The sequence below is a fragment of the Brachybacterium ginsengisoli genome (assembly GCF_002407065.1).
Classification (GTDB): Bacteria; Actinomycetota; Actinomycetes; order Actinomycetales; family Dermabacteraceae; genus Brachybacterium; species Brachybacterium ginsengisoli.
Genome location: NZ_CP023564.1, coordinates 3,843,499 through 3,862,397, shown reverse-complemented (window position 1 = coordinate 3,862,397; position 18,899 = coordinate 3,843,499). Strand labels below are relative to the sequence as shown.

Here is an 18,899-nt window from a genome sequence, read left to right as displayed (position 1 = left end):
GGTTCGATCAGGGGAGGGGAGGGGGTGGTTCACAGGAACAGATCGAGCACCAGGCAGACGGCGAGGCCCACGACGGCGAAAGTCGACTGCGCGAGCGTGTAGATCTTGAACGTCCCCTTCGTGGTGAAGCCCAGCATCTGCTTGAAGATCCAGAAGGTGTTGTCCGTGACGTGGCCGCCCAGCGCCGCACCGCTGCCGGCGGCGAGGAGGATCAGCAGCGGCGTGGCGTCGATCGATCCCATGATCGGCGCGAGCAGGGTCGCGGCGGTGATGGCGGCGACCGAGGCGGATCCCTGCGCGAGGCGCAGGACGGCCGCCACCACCCAGGCGAGCAGCACCGGGAGCGTCGCGTTGGCCTGGAAGAGGCCCGCCAGCATGTCTCCGACGCCCACTTCGGTGATCACCGCACCGAGGGATCCGGCCACACCGGTGAACAGCAGGATCGAGCCCGCGGTCGAGGCGCCCTTGGACACGAGGTCGTCGATGCCTCCGCGCGTGACCTCGGGGACCGCGAGGATGATCCCGATGATCAGCCCGATCAGGAGCGCCACGACGGGGCTCCCGAGGAAGCCGAGGACGGAGAAGGTGTGGCCGAGCGCCTGGGTGAAGGTGTCCAGGACGATCAGGACCACCGGGACGATCACCGGGAGCATCGCGACCACGAGCGGATAGCGATGAGCCGTCGGCGCCGCGTCGCGGGTGAGGGCGACGGACCCGCCGTGCGGGGCGGCTGCGCCGGAGCCCCCGCCGTCCTGCGCGGGCGGTTCCGTCGTGCGTTCCGCGGCGGGGCCGTCCCCGGCGACGGTCTCTGCGGGGGACTCCCCGAAGATGGAGTCGTCGAAGTCGTGGTCGAGGTCCGTGGCCGGATCGAAGATCCTCCGCATGAGCAGCGAGTGCAGGAAGATGCTGGCGACGATGAAGACGATGCCCAGCGGGATGCTCCACAGCAGCAGCGTGCCCAGCGGGATCCCGAGCGGACCGGCGACCGCCACGGCGGCGACACCGGGGACGACGATCAGCAGGCCGACCTCGAGCCCGATCGCGAGGGCGCCGGCGAGCACCGCGACGCTGCGACCGGTGCGCTTGGCGATGGCCCCGGCGATCGGCGCGAGGATGACGAGCGCGACGTCGAAGTAGATCGAGGGGAACAGGATGCCGGAGGCGAGGCCGAGCACGTAGGGGGAGCGCGATGGCCCCACCACCGTGAGCAGGGCGTCGACGACCCGTTGCATCGTCCCCGTGACGGAGAGGGTCGTCCCGATCATCACGCCGAAGCCGATGATCAGGCCGACCTCCATCATGAGGTCGCCGAAGCCCTGGTTGACGGCGGTCACGGTGCCGGTGACCCCCAGACCGGCGGCAAGGCCCAGGTAGAGCGAGCCGATCACCAGCGAGATCACCGGATTCAGCTTCGCCCACGAGATCAGCAGGATGATCGCGACGACCGCGATCACGAGATGGACGATCACCATCGTGTCCATGGTTCCTCCAGGAGGGTCGGGCGCGCAGCGGTGCGCGGCCTGCGGGGGGGGGCGGCCGGATCGGCCGCAGGGGGTCAGGGGAGCGGCGAGAGCAGCGCGGAGACCTCGGCGTGGCTGCGGGCCACGTCGGCCTCCCGATCCTGCTCGGCGATGTCGTGGGTCTCGAGCTCCAGGATGTACGTGCCGGAGAAGCCCTGCTCCTCGAGGGCCCGGACCAGGGCGGGGACGTCCACCTGGCCGGCGCCGAGGGAGAGGTTGAGGTTCCCCGGCACGGCGTCGCGCAGGTGGACCCGCTCGATCCGATCGCCGAGGCTGCGCGCCCAGGCCAGCGGGTCCTCGTCCGAGGCGACGACGTGCGAGACGTCGAAGAGCACGCCGACGAGGCTCGCGGGGCAGCGGTCGAGGATCGCATCGGCATCGGCGACCGTGTGCACGTACCGGCGGTGGTGCAGCACCTCCACCAGCAGGCGCACGCCCCGCTCGGCGCAGAGCCCGGACATCAGGGCGAGGTTCTCCGCGATGCGGTCGAGATCCGCCTCGTGACCCACGAACGGGGCGTGGTCCGCGCGGCCGGCGGGCACGATGAGCGCGGCGCCGAGCGCGGCGGCGAGGTCCGCCAGCGGGACGATCACCGAGGCCAGCGCCTCGGCGGTGAGCGCCGGGTCGTTGAGGTCGCCGGGATCGGCGTTGACCGCTCCGGCGGTGAGGCCCGCTGCGCCGATCGCGCTCGCGTACTCGGAGGCCTCGCCGTCGAAGGGCACCGGCACGTGGTCGGTGACGGCGGGGATCGCGCCGAGATCGATCTCGCGCGCCCCGGTCGCCGCGATGAGGCGCAGCGCCTCGGGCAGCGGGCGGTGGCGGAAGGAGATGGTCGAGATCCCGACCCGCTCGGAGGGTGCGGTCATGAGATGTACGCGCCGCCGTTGATGGCCTGGGTGGTGCCGGTGATGTAGCCGGCGTCCTCGCTCGAGAGCCAGAGAACGAGGGCGGCGATCTCGTCGGCCGAGGCCTGGCGGCCCATCGGGATCGAGGCGGAGAGCGCGGCCTCGGACTCGGCGGAGGTGTTGCCACGGATGGTGGTGTCGGCCGCGCCGGGGGAGACCGCGTTGACGGTGATGCCCTCGGGCGCCATCTCGCGGGCCAGGGAGCGGGTCAGGCCCAGCACGCCGGCCTTCGCCGCGGAGTACGGGGTCTTGGAGAACACCCCGCCGCCCTGCTGCGCGGAGACCGAGGACATGTTCACGATGCGGCCGTAGCCGCCCTCGAGCATGGCCGGCAGGAAGGCGCGGCAGGTGTAGAAGCTGCCGCTGAGGTTCACGGCGAGGATCCTGTCCCACAGCTCGTCGGTGACCTCGAGGAACGGGACCGGGGAGGGGATGCCGGCGATGTTGGCCAGGGCGCCCACGGGCGGGAGGTCGCTCTCGGCGATCCGGGCGGCGACGGCGTCCACCGCGGCGGAGTCCGTGACGTCCAGGGCGTACCCCTCGGCGGCGATGCCGTGCTCGGCGGCCAGCTCGCTCGCGAGGGTGCGGGCGCCCTCTCCGTCGATGTCGAGGATCGCCACTGCCCAGCCCTCGCGGGCGAAGCGGGTGGCGGTGGCGCGACCGATGCTCCGGTGGCCGGCGCCGCCGGTGACGACTGCGGTGCGGTGCTGGCTGGGCGGTGTGTGCATCGGTGCACTCCCCTCACGTCGATGTGGATGGGCGCTGGGCCCTAACGGATCGAGGTGACGCTATGAGCGAAGCAGTGGTCGGACAACCTGTGCGTCGGCGCGCTGTGCGGCTCCCCGAGCAACAGTGCAGTTCAGAGCGGGGAAGTGGGTCGAATATTGGTCAGACCACCGCGATGCGATGGGCGCTCGAGCGGCCGACGGGGCGCCCCGTGGAAGAATGGTCGACCAATGTGTTCCTGTCGGGAACGGTCGCTGACCAGCGCGGTTCCGTGCCGACGGGGTGGTGGAGCATCCCCCGCTGATTGCTGGTCTCCCGGGGGCGTGCTTGCATCGTCCCGACGCCGAGGGCACCGAGGCGCGGGCGCCGGAGCCTCGCCGGCTCCGTCCCGCGCACCGCCCGTGGCCAGCGCACTGCCCGACACGATGCCGACCGAAGGAGGTCCCATGGACGCCGAGACCCTGGAGTTCCTCGACAGCCTCGTGCGAGAGGGCACGCCGGTCGAGGACGGACTCCTCATCCCCACCGAGCGGCGACTCGCCGAGGTGAGTGGGATGTCGCGGGCGAGGGTGCGGGAGAGGCTCTCCGGCCTGCAGATGCTGGGCATGCTGAAGAAGGTGCAGGGGAGCGGGAACGTCCTGGTCACCCCGTCCTTCGACGGCGGCAGCGGCAATGTGTTCGAGCTGATGCTGCGCGCCGGCATGGTGAGCGTCGCCCAGATCGCCGAGGCGCGGGAGATGCTCGAGATCGCGATCGCCCCGCGGATGGTCGAGCGCGTGACCGACCAGCAGATCCACGAGCTGGAGGACCTCGTCTACGCGATGGTCGACGCCTCCTCGAACCGCGACTTCGTCGGCGGGCTCACGGCCGACCACGCCTTCCATCTCGCGCTGTTCGAGATCCTCGACAACCCGATCATGAGCTTCGTGGCGGGCGGGATGAACCACGCGCTGCACGACCTCCTGCTCGAGCGCCGCCGCGTCGTGATCAGCAAGGAGATCGCCGCCAACGGCGGCGAGGTGCCCGAGATGTTCGCGAGCGACTCGGTGCACTTCGAGATCACCCGGGCCCTGCGCTCCCGGCGACGGAGCGCGGTCGCCGCCGCGATGACCGAGCACTTCGACCAGTGGCGGCGCATCTCGCGCGCCGCCTCACCCCAGGACGAGACCACCACCGAACGAGGAGATGACCGACCGTGACAACGACCAGGACGAGCCCGGACCCGGAGCGGATCCTCCGCCTCCGCGAGGCCGCCTTCCGCATCCGCCAGTACGCGCTGATCCAGGCGGAGGTGCAGGGCCAGGGCTACATCGGCCAGGCCCTCGACATCTCCGACGTCCTCGCGGTGCTGTTCACCGACCAGCTGCAGCTGGACCCGCTGGACCCCGAGAGCGAGGACCGCGACCGCTTCCAGCTCTCGATCGGCCACTACGCCCTCGCGCTGTACGCCGCGCTGACCGAGGCGAAGTTCTTCCCCGTCGAGGAGCTGAGCACCTACGCGAGCGACGACAGCCGCTTCCCGATGTCCTCCATGCGCACCTACACGCCGGGCGTCGAGATCTCCGGCGGCTCCCTCGGCCACGGCCTCGGCATCGCCAACGGCGTGGCGATGGGGCTCAAGCGCAAGGGGTCCGACCGCTTCGTCTACAACCTGCTCTCCGACGGCGAGCTCGGCGAGGGATCGACCTGGGAGGCCGCCGCCGTGGCCGCCCACCACAGCCTCGACAACCTCATCGCGATCGTGGACTTCAACGACCAGCAGGCCGACGGGAAGTCCACCCACATGCTCTCGATGGAGCCGGTCACCGACAAGTTCGAGGCCTTCGGCTGGATCGCCCGGCGCTGCGACGGCCACGACATCGAGGAGCTGCTGACGACCCTCGTCGAGCTGCGCGAGATCGAGGACCCCCGCCCGCGGGTGCTCATCGTCGACACCACGCTCGGCAAGGGCGTCGACTTCCTCGAGGAGCGCGAGAAGCTGCACTTCATGAAGGTCGACGAGGAGGAGTGGGCGCGCGCCCACGAGAAGCTGGCCGAGAGCCACCAGGCGCTGACGCAGGAGATCGGACGATGAACCAGAGCACGAGCACCCAGAACCTCCGCTCCGGCGCGATGAGCGCCGACCTCGCGAAGGCCGGGCAGCGCGCGGTCGCGGCGCCCTTCGGCCACGCCATGGTGGAGGCCGCGCGGCAGGACGAGCGGATCGTCGGCCTCTCCGCGGACCTCGCGAAGTACACCGACCTGCACATCTTCCGCGACGAGATGCCGGATCGGTTCTACCAGATCGGGATGGCCGAGCAGGCGCTGCTCGGCGCCGCCACGGGACTGGCGATGGAGGGATTCGTCCCCTTCGCCTCGACCTATTCGGTGTTCGCCACCCGTCGTGCCCACGACTTCCTGCTGCTGGACATCTGCGAGGCGAACCTCGACGTGAACCTGGTGTGCGCGCTGCCCGGGCTCACCACCGGGTACGGCCCCTCGCACGCCGCCACGGACGACCTCGCGATCCTGCGCGCCGCCCCGAACCTCACCATCGTCGACCCCTGCGACGCGATCGACATCCAGCAGGCCGTGCCCCAGCTCGCCGCGCACGACGGACCCACGTACCTGCGCGTGCTGCGCGGGAAGGTGCCCGCCGTGCTCGACGAGTACGACTACAGCTTCGAGCTGGGCAGGGCGAAGCTGCTGCGCGACGGCGCCGACGTCCTGTTCATCTCCAGCGGCCTGATGACCGAGCGGGTGCTGGACGCCGCGAAGGAGCTGGAGGCCGACGGCATCGGCGTGGCCGTCCTGCACGCGCCTACCATCAAACCGTTCGACGAGGAGGCCCTCGTGGCGCAGCTCGGCAAGGGGCGCCTCGTGCTCACCGCCGAGAACCACTCCGTGGTGGGCGGGCTGTTCGACACCGTCGCTCGCATCGTCGCCGCCCGCGGCCTGGGGGAGAAGGTGACCCCGATCGGTCTGCCCGACGCGTTCCTCGAGGCCGGAGCCCTGCCCACCCTCGAGAACCGTTACGGCGTGAGCGTCGGGGCGATGGTCGAGCGGGTGCGCGGGCTGCTGTGAGGTGAGGGGCGGGCGTGGCCATGGAGCCGCGTCCCCGTCCCCGCCCATGTCCGCCGCACCGGAACCGTCAGGTTCCGAACCATCCGGGGGCCCACGCGCACGCGTCGCCCACGGATCACCCCGCCTCCACCACCGACCGCACCGCGGACCGTTGATGACGAACGGGTAACTCACGCCCCCGTCCTGAGCCCCTCGAGGCGTCGGACGGGAGGGTGGAGGGGAGGGCGGAACCGCTCCGCCCCGCTGCGAAAGGACCTCTCATGGAACTCGTCACCGGCCTTCTCGACTCCGTCCTCGGGCTCATCGGCGGACTGCTCGGCGGACTGCTCTGAGCACGGCGGCCCGCGGGGACGGGGTGTGATCGCGTCGCCCCCGCCCGCGGGCCCCATCGCCCGCCCCCTTGACACGTCCCGGACCCCCGGCAAGACTTCTGTAATCAGGTTTCATAATGAGGTCCCGGCGGTGCGGTGCGGAGGTCCTCGGCGCCGCTGCCGGGAGAGCCAGGAAAGGTGGGCCATGGCCCAGTCATCACCTGCCGCCCCGCTGCGCGTCGGCGTGGTCGGCACCGGCGGGATCTCCCGCGCGCACCTGCCCGGCTGGGCCGAGCTCGACGTCGAGCTGCACTGCTACAGCCTCGAGGGGGCTGAGCAGTACGCCGCCGAGAGCGGCGCGAGCGTCCACTCCACCCTCGAGGAGCTGCTGGCTGCGGTCGATCTGGTCGACATCACCGCTCCCACCCCGGCGCACCCCGATCTCGTGCGCGCCGCGCTGGACGCCGGCAAGGACGTCATCTGCGAGAAGCCGCTGGCTCTGGACCCGGCGGAGGCCCAGGATCTCCTCGCGCACGCCGAGCGCGTCGGCCGGACGCTCTTCCCTGCCCACGTGGTGCGCTACTTCCCGCAGTACGCCGCGGCGAAGCGCGCGATCGACGCCGGCGCCGTGGGATCCCTCGCCGTGCTGCGCTTCGAGCGCACCGGATCCCTGCCGGACCGCGACTGGTACGCCGACGAGGCCCTCTCCGGCGGGATCGTCATGGACCAGATGATCCATGACATCGACCAGGCGCTGTGGCTCGCGGGCCCCGTCGAGCGGGTCTACGCCCAGCAGTCGATCGCCGCCTCCGACCCCGCCGTGCGCACCGCCCACGTGGTGCTCACCCACCGCTCCGGCGCGATCTCCCACTGCCGCGGCTTCTGGGGCCCGGCCGGCACCGAGTTCCGCTACACCTTCGACCTCTCCGGCGACGGCGGGCAGCTGCAGTACGACAGCACCAAGGACCCCGGGATCATGTTCGACGCGGTCGCCTCCGCCCGCCACGCCTCGGGGGACGGCTTCCTCCCGGACGTCTCCACCCTGCGCGACCCCTACGCCGCCGAGATCGTCGAGTTCGTGACCGCGCTCTCCGACGGCGGCCCCGCCCGGGTGGATGCGGCCGACGGCGTCCGCGCCGTGGAGGTCGCCGACGCCGCCCTCGAGTCCCTGCGCACCGGACGGAGCATCACATGCTGACCGCACGCCCCCTCGATCCCGCCGCACCGCTCCGGATCGCCCTGATGAGCTGCGCGCACACCCACGCCGGGTCGTACGCCGCCCTGCTCGAGGCCCGGGCCGATGTGGAGCTCGTGGTCGCCGACCCCGACGGCTTCGGCGACGTGCGCGGGGTGCGCGTGGTCCCCTCCTACGAGGAGGCCTGGAACGCCTGGCCCGAGGGCCCCGACGCGATCGTCGTGACCAGCGCCAACGCCCATCACAAGGACCTCGTCCTGGAGGCCGCGCGCCGCGGCGTGCACGTGCTGTGCGAGAAGCCGCTGGCCACCACCGTCCCCGATGCCGAGGCCATGGTCGAGGCCTGCCGCGAGGCGGGCGTGGTGCTGATGACCGCCTTCCCGGTGCACTTCTCGCCCGCCGTCGGCGCCCTGCGCACCGCGGTGGCCGACGGCGCCCTCGGCGAGGTGATCGGCCTGACCGGCACCAACAACGGCAAGCTGCCCACCGCCCGCGACTGGTTCACCGACGTGGCCCTCGCCGGTGGCGGCGCGATGGTGGACCACACCGTCCACCTCGCCGAGATCCTCGACTCGGTCCTGGGCGCCCCGGCGACCGTGCACGCCACCACCAACCGGATCCTCCACGCCGATCGGGCGGGGGAGGGAGCCGAGACCGGCGGCCTGGTCACCTTGACCTATGACTCGGGCATCGTGGCGACCATCGACTGCTCCTGGTCCCTCCCGAACGACGCCGCCACCTGGGGCGGACTGCGGCTGCAGGCGCTCGGCACCGGCGGGCAGCTCCAGATCGACGCCTTCGCCCAGCACGTGGGCGGGCCCGGCCAGTGGCTGCCCTACGGCAGCGATCTGGACGGCGAGCTGGTCGAGGCCTTCCTCGCCGCCGTGCGGGACGGCCGCGCCGTGGACCCCACCGGCGCCGTGGGCCTGCGCACCGTGCGCGTGGTCGCCGCCGCGCAGGAGTCCGTGCGCACCGGGCAGCCGGTCGCGCTCGCCGAGGTCTGAGCGGGCAGGTCATCGGGGAGATCCGCGGCGCTCCGGCGCCGCGGCTCCCCGCCCGGCACGGTCCTGCCGAGTCCCCGCCCCGAGAGGACCACTTCCTATAGGGTGGCTCGAGACGTTGCCCGATCCCTCGGGAGGACGGTGTCCCCGGGGAAGAGAGAGAGTGCCGAGATGGCCGTGCGACGACAGGTGCTCCGCGCCGAGGTCGAGGAGCTGATCCTCCAGCGTCTGCTCGAGTCGCAGTGGGCGCCCGGTTCGCGGCTCAGCATCGACGGGCTGGCCCGTGACCTCGAGGTCTCGCCCACTCCCGTGCGCGAGGCGATGGTGTCCCTCGAGCGGTCCGGCCTGGTCGAGTACGTGGCGCTGCGCGGCTACGTGGTCGCGCCCCCGCTGGACGCGGCGCACATGACGGAGCTCCTGGACGCCCGCAAGGTGGTCGAGTCGGCGGCGCTGGGACGCAGCTTCCGCGCGCACGACGCGCTCGTGGCCGACCTCGACGAGGCCCACCGCACCCACGCCGAGGTGCTCGCCCGCATCGGCGAGGACGGCAGCGACGACTACGCCCTGCTCAACGAGCACTTCCGTGCCGACTGGGCCTTCCACCAGGTGTTCTTCGCCCATGCCGACAACCGGTACCTGCGCACCATGGTGGAGAACCTCAGCACCTACTCCCACCGCATGCGGCAGACCTGGTCCGGGGGCCCCGAGACCTTCGACGGACACATCGCCCATCACGAGCACGGCCAGATCCTGGACATGGTCCGCCAGCATCACCACGACGGGGCGCTGCGGGCGCTCTCCGCGCATCTGGACGGGGTGCTCGCCCGGTCCCTCAGCGGGGCCGAGGGCGGCGCAGGGCACGGCGGGGCGTAGTCGGCAGGTCGCGATCGGCGGGCGCAGTCGCCCGGCCCCGGTGCGGGCTCAGCGGTCGAAGAGCGGATCCGCCGAGGGCTCCGAGAAGCGGGCCCGCAGGAACTCCGAGTGCACGTCCAGCGAGCGGGTGACCCCGCCGACCAGGTCGTTCTCGAGCTGATCGAGGCTCCCGCCGAGCACCACCAGCTGCTCGTCGATGCTGTGCAGGTTCTGGATCGCTCGCGCCCGTGCCTCCTCCGTGGTGGTGGGGGCGAGGAAACCGACGGTGTTCTCGAGCGCGTCGACGAGGTCGGGGACGTAGCGGTCCGCCATCCCCTCGAGCAGCATCACGTCGGCGTCGGAGGCGCGGCGGGTCTGGAGTTCGGGCGAGCCCAGCAGGGTGTCGATGCGCAGCAGCAGGGTCTCGGCGCGGTGAAGGATCTGCTTCACGGCCGGGCCGCGGGCACGGCGCTGCATCCGCTGGAGCCGGCGGCTCTGCTGGCGGGAGTCCTTGACGATCTTCTCGAACATCGCGCGGGTCCCGGCGGGGACCTCGGGGGAGGGGCGGCCCAGCCGCACGGGTCGCGGCCGACGGTTCCGCAGCAGGATCGCGGCGCCGCCGCCGGTGACCGCGGCGATGCCGAGCCCGGCCAGGAGCGGCTCGAGGAGCCCGGCGCCGCCCATCAGGCTGCTCACGCCGAGGAGGATGAAGCTGCTGATCCCGAGCATCCCGGCGAGCACGACGGGCACACCCGTGGTGAGCCAGCGACCCCGGCGGCGGGGTGCGGAGATCGCCTGGGAGCGCGGGGCATGGATCGTGCCCTCGAGCGGGTCCCGGCCGGTCCGCCAGGACGTCGACGTCGTCGCCCAGGGCGCTCCCGTGCCACGCGGGCCTCCGGGGCCGCGGCGCGAGGGTGCTCCGCGGCGCAGCGGCTGCTGCTGCCGGGACGGACGGTTCTGGGCGTTCATGGGACCGGACCTCCCTGTGGTCGGGGCATCCAGGCTATCGCGGGGCCCCGAGCATCGGCTGGGGGGCTATCCCCCGAACCGTCGGCCCTCGGACCCCGGGGCTCGGGGACGGCAGGCCGCGGCATCCGGGTGGTGGTCAGAGCCTTGACGCAATAGTGACCCCTCCCTAATCTGAGCGGGCGGCATGCGCTGTCCCGTCGGCCGCCCCTCGGAATCCCGCGGACGAAGGAGTCCCCATGACCACCGCCCTGCCCCGCCGTTCCCTCCTCGCCTCGGGAGCCGTGGGCACCGCCCTCGGCGCCGCGGCGCTCCTCCCCGCAGGAGCGGCGACTGCCGCTCCGACCGGCGGCCCCGAGGCGTCGACCGTCTACCACCTCGACGCCGAGGTGCTCGACGGCGGGGAGCAGGTGGTCTCCCTGACCCTGCGCTCCGCCGCGCTCGCCTCCGCCCGGCCCGAGTCCCTCACCGTCGACTCCTTCACGGTGCACGTGCGCGCCACCAGCCCCCTCGACGGGAGCCTCGTGCTCGAGGAGGACCGCCTCGTCACCGCGGTCCGCTGGCAGGGCAAGGACGCCGTCCTCGAGCTCGAGCACGGCTTCGACGTCACCGCGGGGAACACCCTGCTCTACACCAGCAGCCGCAACGTCCGGCTCGACCTCGAGTACACGATCACGCAGGTCGCGCCGCTGCGTCGCCGGGGCACCGGGAACCCGCTCGTGCTCGACCCGCTCACCCAGGGGGACCTGCGCAATCCGGAGGTGGACCAGTTCACCCATCACCAGGTCGACGGCGGCCTGAAGTACCGGCTGTTCACCCCGTCGGCCCGCGGCCAGAAGGGGCGCGACAAGGCGCTGGTGGTGTGGCTGCACGGAGGCGGCGAGGGCGGCCTGCTCACCGGCGGGAACGACTACTACGACAACGAGTCCACGCTGCGCGCGAACCGCGGGGCGCTCGGCTTCGCCACCGCCGAGGCGCAGCGGATCTTCGACGGCGCGTACGTGCTCGCTCCGCAGTCCACCTCGGCCTGGATGCAGGACGGCGACGGCTTCGCCCCGCAGATCCAGGCCGTCATCGACGAGGTGGTGGCGAACGAGCACATCGACGTGGACCGCATCCACGTGACCGGCTGCTCCAACGGCGGCTACATGTCGCTGAAGATGGTCGCCGAGAACCCCACGGAGTTCGCCTCCCAGGTGCCGATCTGCGGAGCGGTGAGCGGACCCGAGGGCACGTTCCACCTCAGCGACGACACCCTCAGCTCCCTCGCCTCCACCCCCACCTGGCTGGTGGCCGCGGAGAACGACACCACGCTGGATCCGCAGGAGAACACGGTGCGCTTCCACGAGCTGATCGAGGGCTCGATCATGAGCCTCTACCCGGACGTGGTCTGGGAGGGCGTGGACTACCCCGGGCACTTCTCGTGGATCTACGTCGGCCGCAACGACCCGCAGGAGCAGGGCGTCCACCTCTGGGAGTGGATGGCCTCGCAGAGCCTCTGAGCGACGGATGCTCCGGCCCCGCGCGGACGGCGCGGGGCCGGAGCGGTCCTCGGGGTCAGCCTGCCGCGTGGGCCTCGGCGAGGCGCAGCAGCTCGAGATAGCCCTCGAGCTCCCAGGCGGTGCGGCCGACGAACAGGCCCGTGACGTGCGGGATCCCGAGCAGTCCGGCGGCGTTGTCGAGGTTCACGGAGCCGCCGTAGAGCAGGCCCGTCACCGTGCCGGTGTACTCCGCGCCGAGCGCCTCGAAGGGCTCGATCAGCTCCTCGACGGTGGCCGGGCGGCCGGTCTCGCCGATCGCCCAGATCGGCTCGTAGGCGATCACCACGCGAGAGAGCTCCTCGGCGCTCAGCCCCTCGAGGGCGCCGCGCGCCTGGTCGAGGATGAACGCGCTGGAGCCGCCGGCGTCCTTCACCTCGGCGCTCTCGCCGATGCACAGCAGCGGGGTCAGGCCGTGGCGGAGGGCGGCGGCGACCTTGAGCCGCGTGGTCTCGACGGTCTCGCCGAAGTGCTCGCGCCGCTCCGAGTGGCCGATCTCGACGATCCGGGCACCGGCGTCCTTCGCCTGCGGCACCGAGACCTCACCGGTCCACGCCCCGGCGTCCTCCCAGTGCGCGTTCTGCACGCCGAGCAGCACGGGGGAGCCCTCGCCGAGCTCCTCGGCGACGGCGGTGGTGGCCGTGAACGAGGGGATCACGAACGGCTGCACCCCGGCCGGAGCGCCCCCGCCCAGGTGATCACGCAGACCACGGGACCATTCGCGGCCCTCGGCGAGGGTCTTGTTCATCTTCCAGCTGGTGCCCACCCACAGGCTGCTCATGTCTCTCCTCCATCGGGGCCGAGATGCTCGCGACCCTGTTCGTGCTGACCCTGGTGGGCGGTCGGGTGCGGCGCCGACCCGCGCGGGGCCGGCGCCGCCGGTGGCCTCAGGCCTGCTCGAGCGAGCCGTCGTAGGCGCAGATCGCGTCGACCTTGGCGGCGGAGGAGGAGTTCGGGTCGAACTCGAGGTCCAGCCACACCTTGATGAGCTCCTTCGCGGACTCGAGGCCGATCACGCGCTGGCCCATGCAGAGCACCTGCGCGTTGTTCGAGAGCACGGAGCGCTGCACGGAGTAGAGGTCGTGCGCGGTGACGGCGCGGATGCCGGAGACCTTGTTCGCCGCGATCGCGACGCCCAGGCCGGTGCCGCAGATGAGCAGGGCGCGGTCGGCTTCGCCGGCGGCGACCTTCTCGGCCGCGGCGACGGCGACGTTGGGGTAGTAGGTGCCGTCATCGGCCGAGCCGACGCCGACGTCGACCACGGACTCGACGCGGTCGTCGGCCTCGAGGAGCGCCTTGAACTCCTCCTTGTAGCCGAAACCTGCGTTGTCGCCGCCGACGATGATCTTCAGTGCCATGGGGTTCTCTCCTTCAGAGGACGTGCTTCGAGGGTCGCAGGCGGGGGCGCCTGCAGGGAAGGGCTCGCGGGGGTCCGGTCCCGCGAACCCGAGGGATCAGGACAGGTGCTGCCCGAGCTCCTTCATGAGGATCGAGAAGGAGATCGCGCCGGGATCGGGGGTGCCCACCGACTTCTCACCGAGCACGCGGGCGCGGCCCAGGGTGGCGGTGATGTCGGCGGTGGCGTCGGCGGCCTCGCGGGCCACGCCGGCCGCCTCGAGGATCGCTGCAGCGGCGTTGTCGCCGGTGAACGCCGTGTCCAGGGTCTCGCGGAAGGGTGCGGCGGCGTCGACCATGGTCTTGTCGCCCACCGTCGCACCGCCCAGGCGCTGGACCGCGTCGATGCCGGCGTCGATCGCGTCGACGACGGTGCGGGGCTCGGACCCGGCCTGGTCGTCGAACACGCCGCCGGCGGCGATGAGGGCCGCGCCCCAGAGCGCACCGGAGGTGCCGCCGGCCGACTCCGACCAGGCCTCCCCGGCGCGGACCAGCAGCGTGCGTGCACCGGCGCCGCCCTCGAGGGCCTCCTTCGCGGCGGCCGCGGCGCCCTTGGAGCCGTACGCCATGCCCTGGCCGTGGTCCCCGTCGCCGGCGATCGCGTCGATCCGGCCCAGCTCGGCCTCCTCACGCGCGCAGACCGACTCGAACAGGTCCAGCACGGCCGCGGCCTTCGCCGCCGCCGCCCGGGACTCCTCGCTCGCGGCGGGGATCTCGTCGGCCCCGGGCTCCCAGTAGGAGGAGCGCGGGGTGCGCCGGGCCTGCTCCATCGCGCCGCGGTGGAAGGCGGGGGTGTCGACGGGGGCGAGCCAGTGCTGCTCGAGCTCCTCGTCGAGGAAGACCAGCGTCAGGGAGAGGCCGGACATGTCCAGGCTGGTCACGAGCTCGCCCACCTCGGGGCGCACCGGGGTGATGCCCGCGGCCTCGAGCAGCTCGGCGACCTTCGCGTAGACCACGAAGAGCTCCTCGTACTTCACGGTGCCGAGGCCGTTGACGAGCACCGCGGCGCGGCCCTGGTAGCCGCCCTCGACGCGCTCGGGCTGCTCGGCGAGGACGCCCTCGACCAGCAGGGTCGCGATCTCGTCGGCCGTGCCGATCTTCTCGTCGCGCACGCCGGGCTCGCCGTGGATGCCCAGGCCCACGCCCATCTGGCCGTCCTCGACGTGGAACAGCGCGCTCTCCGCGCCGGGGAGGGTGGGGCCGTCGAAGGCGACGCCGAAGGAGCGGGTGGCGTCGTTGGCCTTCCAGGCGATGGCCTCGGCGGCGTCGAGATCCGCGCCGGCCTCGATCGCGGCGCCCGCGATCTTGAAGACGGGCAGGTCGCCGGCGATGCCGCGGCGGTCGCGGTGGTTCTCGGGGGAGTTGGAGACGATGTCGTCGCTGACCTTGATGATCCGCACGTCCACGCCCTCGGCGCGCAGCTTCTCCGCCGCGGCGCCGAAGTGCAGCACGTCGCCGGCGTAGTTGCCGAAGCCGAGGATCACGCCGCCGCCGTTCTGGGCGTTGCGGGCCACCGAGTAGACCTGCGAGGCCGACGGGGAGGAGAAGATGTTGCCGCAGGGGGCGCCGTGGCCCATGCCCGGGCCCACCCAGCCGGCGAAGGCGGGGTAGTGGCCGGAGCCGCCGCCGATCACCAGCGCGGGCTGGCCCGCGGGGGTCTCGGTGGGCCGCACCACGCCGCCGTGGACGACCGCGACGTGGTCGGGGTGGGCCAGGGCGAGGCCGTGGACGGCGTCGGACGCGAAGTCGGCCGGGTCGTTGAAGAGGTACGTCATCGTGTTTTCCTCCGAAGGTCGCCGCCAGGGTGCGGCGGCGCATGGTGGTGGTGTGGGACTGGGCGGACGAGCGCCTCTGAGGTCTCGAGCGATCCTATAGGAATCTGGAGAGGGGGGACAAGGACGGCGGGCGCCCGCGCCGAGGCGGCACGGGCGCTCGGCTCGGGTCAGACGACGAGCCAGGCCAGGCTCAGCAGCACCATGCTCGAGAAGCCCAGCACCGTGGTCATCACGGTCCACGTGCGCAGGCCGTCCGCCACGGAGAGGCCCAGGAACTTCGTCGCGATCCAGAAGCCCGAGTCGTTGATGTGCGACAGGGACAGGGAACCCAGCCCGATCGCGAGGATGATCAGCACGATCTGCATCGAGGAGTAGTCCCCTCCCAGCACCGTACCCTGCACGATGCCCGCGGCGGAGAGCGTCGCCACGGTGCCGGAGCCCTGGGCGACCTTGAAGGCGAGCGCCACCAGGAACGCCAGCAGCAGGATCGGCACACCGGCCTCCAGCAGCAGCCCGGAGACGGCATCGCCCACACCGGTCTCGGTGAGCACCTTGGCGAAGACGCCGCCCGCGCCGGTGACCAGGATGACGATCGCGGCGGGGCCGAGCGCCCCGTCCATCACCTCGCTGATCTGCTCCCGGCCCCAGCCGTGCCGGAGTCCCATCAGGTACATCGCGGAGAGGGTGGCCACGAGCAGGGCGAAGGCCGGTGCGCCGAGGAAGGAGACGACGTTCGCGGCGGTCGACCCCTCGGGGACCACGAGCGAGCCGACGGTGCCGATCGCGATCAGCAGGATCGGCAGCAGGATCAGGGTGATGACGAGGGGAGCCGACGGGCGGCCGACGGGTCGGTCGTCGGACTGCCCGGTCGCTGCGCCCTCGCCCGCACCGTGGTCGTCGAGGGAGGCCGCCCCGGCGCCGTCGTACTTCTCCTCGATCTCGGTCGACAGCGCGAAGGCGCGCGAGGTGATCCGCCTGCCCAGCAGGTGCACGAGCAGGCCCATGGGGATCGCGAGCACGATGCCCGAGAGGGTCACCAGGCCCATCAGGTCCTGGCCGAGCAGGGTGGTCGAGCCGACGACCCCCGGATGCGGCGGGACCGTGTTGTGGATGAACACCATGAACACGGCGACCGGCATGCCGATCGCGACCGGTCCGCGATGCCCGGCCGCCTTCGCGAAGGCGAAGATGATCGGGACCAGGATGATGAAGGCGACGTCGAAGAAGATCGGGATCGCGACGAGGCCCGAGGAGAGGAGGAGGGCCTGCTCGAGGCGCTTCTCGCCGAGCGCCCGTGCGGCGGCGCGGGCGATGACCTCCGCCCCTCCGGTGCGCTCGATGATGCCTCCGAGCATGGCGCCGAGACCGACGAGCAGGGCGACGCTGCCGAGGGTGCCTCCCATCCCCTCGATCATCAGGGGGATGACGTCCTGGACGGCGACGCCGCCCGCCAGCGCGGTCAGCACGGCCACGACCAGCAGGGAGACGAAGGCCGGCCACTTCAGCCTGATGACGGTGAACAGCAGGATCGCGATCGCGCCGGCGGCGATGGCGACGAGGAGCAGGGGGTCCATTGGGGGGGTTCCTTCGAGAGGGCCGGGGTGGGCGTCGTCGCCCACGCCCGGCGGTGTGTCCTGGCTGGTCAGCGCTCGATCTTGTCGAGGTTGAGCATCTGGGCGAGGACGGTGTCGAGCTCCGCGTCGTCCCAGACCTTCGTCCAGTCGGGCTTGATGATGCTGTCGCGGCCGTAGTCCATGGCGCGCAGGCAGGCCTCCGAGAAGGGGTTCGAGCCGCGCAGGGCGTTGGTGAGCGAGATGAAGATGTGGCCGTAGAAGAGGGCCTTGACCGCGTCCTCGGGGATGCCGACCTCGTGGATCGCGTGGTCCATCGAGTCCTTGAGGAACTGGCCGATCATGCAGCCGGTGGTCTCCACGAGGGTGGGCTCGAGCTGGGCGAGCTGCTTGACGGTGACCCAGTGGACATCGATGACGGGGGCGTAGATCGCGCGGATGACCTGCGCGGTGAGCTGCTGGACGCGCTCGTCGCCGCCCTCGTACGCGGCGACGACCTCCTGCGGCGCGGCGATCCCGCCGAAGGTGTCGGCCCACTCCTCGGGGGTGGTGCGCTCGAGGAAGACGGAGGGGTGCGCGGGGTGCGCGCAGGCCTGGTGGACGCCCTCGCGCTCCGCGAGCAGCCCGGCGTAGGCGGCGGCCGGGTCCAGGGTCAGGAGCACCGCGCCGTCCTTCATGAGCGGCACGGCCTGCTCGGAGATCTTCCCGAGGATCACGTCGGGGACGGCGAGGATCACGACGTCGGCCGCGGCGGCGGCGTCCTCGAGGGTGGAGACCTCGCGGCCCAGCTCCTTCAGGCGCTGCTGGCCGGCCTCGGAGGCCTCGACGTAGTGGATCGGGGCGTCGGTGAGGTTGAGGTTGTTCGAGACGCGGGTGCCCATCTTCCCGGCGGCGCCGACGACGGCGACGGTGATCGAGGGATCGAGCTCGACGGTCTTGCCGAACAGGGGGTTGAGTTCCTTGGAGCTGGTCATCGGTGTGACTCCTTCATGGTGATGCGACAGATGTCGTGCGGTGGACCCCGGTGCCGGGGTCCGTCGGGGGCGGCGGGCGCCGCAGGGGTCGTTCAGCCGCGTGCGGCCGACGGGAGGTGGGCGCTGCGCCAGTCGCGCAGCGCGGTCAGGGTGCGCGTCGTCCAGGCGCGCTCCGTGGCGAGGGTGCTCTCGAGGTCGCCCTGCCAGGGCAGCCAGTGCTCGACGATCGCACTGGGGGAGCGGCCCTCCGCGTAGACGGCGGAGAGCTCGTGCTCGAGGTCGAGGAGGCCGTCGCCGAGCGGTGCGCCGGAGTAGGTGAATCCCACCCAGCCCTCCTGGCGGGCGAAGGCGAAGTCCTTGACGTGGAGGTTCGCAGTGCGCGCGGCGCAGCCGTCCACGACGTCCTTCGGATGCTCCAGGGCGGAGACGCAGTTGGCCGGGTCCAGGCAGATGCCCAGGTGAGGGGAGTCCACGGCCGCGACGATCTCGAGCAGGGTCTCGGTGGGCACCTGCTCGTAGGTCTCCAGGGCCAGGGTGATCCCGGTGGCCTCGAGGCGGGGGAGCACGGCGCGCAGCTCGGCGATCGCCGCCTCCGGACCGGGCTGGATCTCCTGGCTCTGGACCATCGAGCGCAGCGTCGTCGCGCCGAGCGCCTCGGCGAGATCGAGGTACCGATCGAGATGGTCGCGGGCGACGGCGCGGGTGCCGAGCTCGAGCTCGAGGTCGAGCAGCTCGGCGCGCTCGCGCAGTCCTCGGACCTCGTCGGCCTCCATCTCCTCGAGACGCGGGTCATCGCAGATCTGGAAGACCTCGCAGTCCAGGGAGGCGGCGCGGTCGATCATCCCGGCGATGCCCAGGGGCTCGGGGGTGCGGTCCGAGAACTCCCAGAACAGGGAGTACGTGCCGATGCCGATCTTCATGCGCTGGTCACTCCGTCGTGTGCGTCGCGGTGGCCGATCCGGGAGCGGGGGAGCGGTGCGCAGGCCGTGCGCCGCCCCCGGCGTGCAGCCGGTCGTGTCCGTGGTGTCGTCGGAACCCTAGAACGAGAACCCGCAACTGGTCAACCGGTTGGCCACTTTGGGGGGCGACCGCCGCGCGCCGCCGGTA

The 18,899-nt window shown here is 72.0% G+C and carries 17 protein-coding genes; 7 read left to right on the top strand and 10 right to left on the bottom strand.

Annotated features, from left to right (window positions below):
* Positions 1 to 29: 29 nt before the first annotated feature.
* The 3 genes from CFK41_RS17225 to CFK41_RS17215 all read right to left on the bottom strand — a co-directional run bounded on the left by CFK41_RS17225 (position 30) and on the right by CFK41_RS17215 (position 3,153).
* The gene (locus tag CFK41_RS17225; RefSeq protein WP_096800787.1) at positions 30 to 1,481 is read right to left on the bottom strand and encodes a GntP family permease; all 1,452 of its coding nucleotides are present in this window, start codon (positions 1,479 to 1,481) and stop codon (positions 30 to 32) included.
* Positions 1,482 to 1,555: 74 nt separating this feature from the next.
* A complete protein-coding gene (locus CFK41_RS17220) occupies positions 1,556 to 2,386 on the bottom strand; it encodes a sugar phosphate isomerase/epimerase family protein (protein ID WP_096800786.1) in 831 nt (276 codons plus the stop codon).
* Complete coding sequence (locus CFK41_RS17215; RefSeq protein ID WP_096800785.1) at positions 2,383 to 3,153, bottom strand: SDR family NAD(P)-dependent oxidoreductase; 771 nt, start codon at positions 3,151 to 3,153, stop codon at positions 2,383 to 2,385. The genes CFK41_RS17220 and CFK41_RS17215 overlap by 4 nt, the downstream gene beginning before the upstream one ends.
* A gap of 444 nt (positions 3,154 to 3,597) precedes the next feature.
* Between CFK41_RS17215 and CFK41_RS17210 the strand changes: the two genes are divergently transcribed.
* The 6 genes from CFK41_RS17210 to CFK41_RS17180 all read left to right on the top strand — a co-directional run bounded on the left by CFK41_RS17210 (position 3,598) and on the right by CFK41_RS17180 (position 9,594).
* Complete coding sequence (locus tag CFK41_RS17210) at positions 3,598 to 4,350, top strand: FadR/GntR family transcriptional regulator (protein ID WP_169928862.1); 753 nt, start codon at positions 3,598 to 3,600, stop codon at positions 4,348 to 4,350.
* Positions 4,347 to 5,225, top strand: coding sequence for a transketolase (locus CFK41_RS17205; RefSeq protein ID WP_096800783.1), 879 nt, complete (start codon positions 4,347 to 4,349; stop codon positions 5,223 to 5,225). Before CFK41_RS17210 ends, CFK41_RS17205 begins: the two co-directional genes overlap by 4 nt.
* Positions 5,222 to 6,214 carry a transketolase family protein gene (locus tag CFK41_RS17200; RefSeq protein ID WP_096800782.1) on the top strand — a complete coding sequence of 331 codons (993 nt, stop codon included), beginning with the start codon at positions 5,222 to 5,224 and terminating at the stop codon, positions 6,212 to 6,214. Before CFK41_RS17205 ends, CFK41_RS17200 begins: the two co-directional genes overlap by 4 nt.
* Positions 6,215 to 6,730: 516 nt before the next feature.
* Positions 6,731 to 7,723: a Gfo/Idh/MocA family protein gene (locus CFK41_RS17190; RefSeq protein ID WP_096800780.1), complete on the top strand. Its 993-nt coding sequence runs from the start codon at positions 6,731 to 6,733 to the stop codon at positions 7,721 to 7,723.
* Positions 7,717 to 8,724 (top strand): Gfo/Idh/MocA family protein, encoded by a 1,008-nt coding sequence (locus tag CFK41_RS17185; protein WP_096800779.1) that lies wholly within the window; start codon positions 7,717 to 7,719, stop codon positions 8,722 to 8,724. The genes CFK41_RS17190 and CFK41_RS17185 overlap by 7 nt, the downstream gene beginning before the upstream one ends.
* Before the next feature lie 168 nt (positions 8,725 to 8,892).
* Positions 8,893 to 9,594 (top strand): GntR family transcriptional regulator, encoded by a 702-nt coding sequence (locus CFK41_RS17180; protein ID WP_096800778.1) that lies wholly within the window; start codon positions 8,893 to 8,895, stop codon positions 9,592 to 9,594.
* A gap of 48 nt (positions 9,595 to 9,642) precedes the next feature.
* Here CFK41_RS17180 and CFK41_RS17175 read toward each other — a convergent pair whose 3' ends face one another.
* Positions 9,643 to 10,542 (bottom strand): hypothetical protein, encoded by a 900-nt coding sequence (locus CFK41_RS17175; RefSeq protein ID WP_169928861.1) that lies wholly within the window; start codon positions 10,540 to 10,542, stop codon positions 9,643 to 9,645.
* A gap of 236 nt (positions 10,543 to 10,778) precedes the next feature.
* On the opposite strand from CFK41_RS17175, the gene CFK41_RS17170 reads away from it, so the two are divergent.
* A complete protein-coding gene (locus tag CFK41_RS17170) occupies positions 10,779 to 12,041 on the top strand; it encodes a prolyl oligopeptidase family serine peptidase (RefSeq protein ID WP_096800777.1) in 1,263 nt (420 codons plus the stop codon).
* A 55-nt stretch (positions 12,042 to 12,096) separates the two neighbouring features.
* On the opposite strand, the gene CFK41_RS17165 is transcribed toward CFK41_RS17170, so the two are convergent.
* The 6 genes from CFK41_RS17165 to CFK41_RS17135 all read right to left on the bottom strand — a co-directional run bounded on the left by CFK41_RS17165 (position 12,097) and on the right by CFK41_RS17135 (position 18,712).
* Positions 12,097 to 12,858, bottom strand: a complete 762-nt coding sequence (locus CFK41_RS17165; protein ID WP_096800776.1) for a triose-phosphate isomerase — start codon at positions 12,856 to 12,858, stop codon at positions 12,097 to 12,099.
* A 106-nt stretch (positions 12,859 to 12,964) separates the two neighbouring features.
* Positions 12,965 to 13,435 (bottom strand): ribose-5-phosphate isomerase, encoded by a 471-nt coding sequence (locus tag CFK41_RS17155; protein ID WP_096800774.1) that lies wholly within the window; start codon positions 13,433 to 13,435, stop codon positions 12,965 to 12,967.
* A gap of 96 nt (positions 13,436 to 13,531) precedes the next feature.
* Positions 13,532 to 15,247 carry a dihydroxyacetone kinase family protein gene (locus CFK41_RS17150; RefSeq protein ID WP_096800773.1) on the bottom strand — a complete coding sequence of 572 codons (1,716 nt, stop codon included), beginning with the start codon at positions 15,245 to 15,247 and terminating at the stop codon, positions 13,532 to 13,534.
* A gap of 167 nt (positions 15,248 to 15,414) precedes the next feature.
* The gene (locus tag CFK41_RS17145; protein WP_096800772.1) at positions 15,415 to 16,821 is read right to left on the bottom strand and encodes a GntT/GntP/DsdX family permease; all 1,407 of its coding nucleotides are present in this window, start codon (positions 16,819 to 16,821) and stop codon (positions 15,415 to 15,417) included.
* Between the two features lie 68 nt (positions 16,822 to 16,889).
* Positions 16,890 to 17,792, bottom strand: coding sequence for a phosphogluconate dehydrogenase C-terminal domain-containing protein (locus CFK41_RS17140; RefSeq protein ID WP_096800771.1), 903 nt, complete (start codon positions 17,790 to 17,792; stop codon positions 16,890 to 16,892).
* A 92-nt stretch (positions 17,793 to 17,884) separates the two neighbouring features.
* Positions 17,885 to 18,712 carry a sugar phosphate isomerase/epimerase family protein gene (locus tag CFK41_RS17135; protein WP_096800770.1) on the bottom strand — a complete coding sequence of 276 codons (828 nt, stop codon included), beginning with the start codon at positions 18,710 to 18,712 and terminating at the stop codon, positions 17,885 to 17,887.
* Positions 18,713 to 18,899 lie beyond the last annotated feature (187 nt).

Coding starts and splice junctions, on each gene's coding strand:
- CFK41_RS17210 (WP_169928862.1), top strand. CDS start 3,598: ATGGACGCCGAGACCCTGGAGTTCCTCGACAGCCTCGTGCGAGAGGGC.
- CFK41_RS17185 (WP_096800779.1), top strand. CDS start 7,717: ATGCTGACCGCACGCCCCCTCGATCCCGCCGCACCGCTCCGGATCGCC.
- CFK41_RS17155 (WP_096800774.1), bottom strand. CDS start 13,435: ATGGCACTGAAGATCATCGTCGGCGGCGACAACGCAGGTTTCGGCTAC.
- CFK41_RS17135 (WP_096800770.1), bottom strand. CDS start 18,712: ATGAAGATCGGCATCGGCACGTACTCCCTGTTCTGGGAGTTCTCGGAC.
- CFK41_RS17145 (WP_096800772.1), bottom strand. CDS start 16,821: ATGGACCCCCTGCTCCTCGTCGCCATCGCCGCCGGCGCGATCGCGATC.
- CFK41_RS17140 (WP_096800771.1), bottom strand. CDS start 17,792: ATGACCAGCTCCAAGGAACTCAACCCCCTGTTCGGCAAGACCGTCGAG.
- CFK41_RS17220 (WP_096800786.1), bottom strand. CDS start 2,386: ATGACCGCACCCTCCGAGCGGGTCGGGATCTCGACCATCTCCTTCCGC.
- CFK41_RS17165 (WP_096800776.1), bottom strand. CDS start 12,858: ATGAGCAGCCTGTGGGTGGGCACCAGCTGGAAGATGAACAAGACCCTC.
- CFK41_RS17190 (WP_096800780.1), top strand. CDS start 6,731: ATGGCCCAGTCATCACCTGCCGCCCCGCTGCGCGTCGGCGTGGTCGGC.
- CFK41_RS17175 (WP_169928861.1), bottom strand. CDS start 10,542: ATGAACGCCCAGAACCGTCCGTCCCGGCAGCAGCAGCCGCTGCGCCGC.
- CFK41_RS17200 (WP_096800782.1), top strand. CDS start 5,222: ATGAACCAGAGCACGAGCACCCAGAACCTCCGCTCCGGCGCGATGAGC.
- CFK41_RS17215 (WP_096800785.1), bottom strand. CDS start 3,153: ATGCACACACCGCCCAGCCAGCACCGCACCGCAGTCGTCACCGGCGGC.
- CFK41_RS17150 (WP_096800773.1), bottom strand. CDS start 15,247: ATGACGTACCTCTTCAACGACCCGGCCGACTTCGCGTCCGACGCCGTC.
- CFK41_RS17225 (WP_096800787.1), bottom strand. CDS start 1,481: ATGGACACGATGGTGATCGTCCATCTCGTGATCGCGGTCGTCGCGATC.
- CFK41_RS17170 (WP_096800777.1), top strand. CDS start 10,779: ATGACCACCGCCCTGCCCCGCCGTTCCCTCCTCGCCTCGGGAGCCGTG.
- CFK41_RS17180 (WP_096800778.1), top strand. CDS start 8,893: ATGGCCGTGCGACGACAGGTGCTCCGCGCCGAGGTCGAGGAGCTGATC.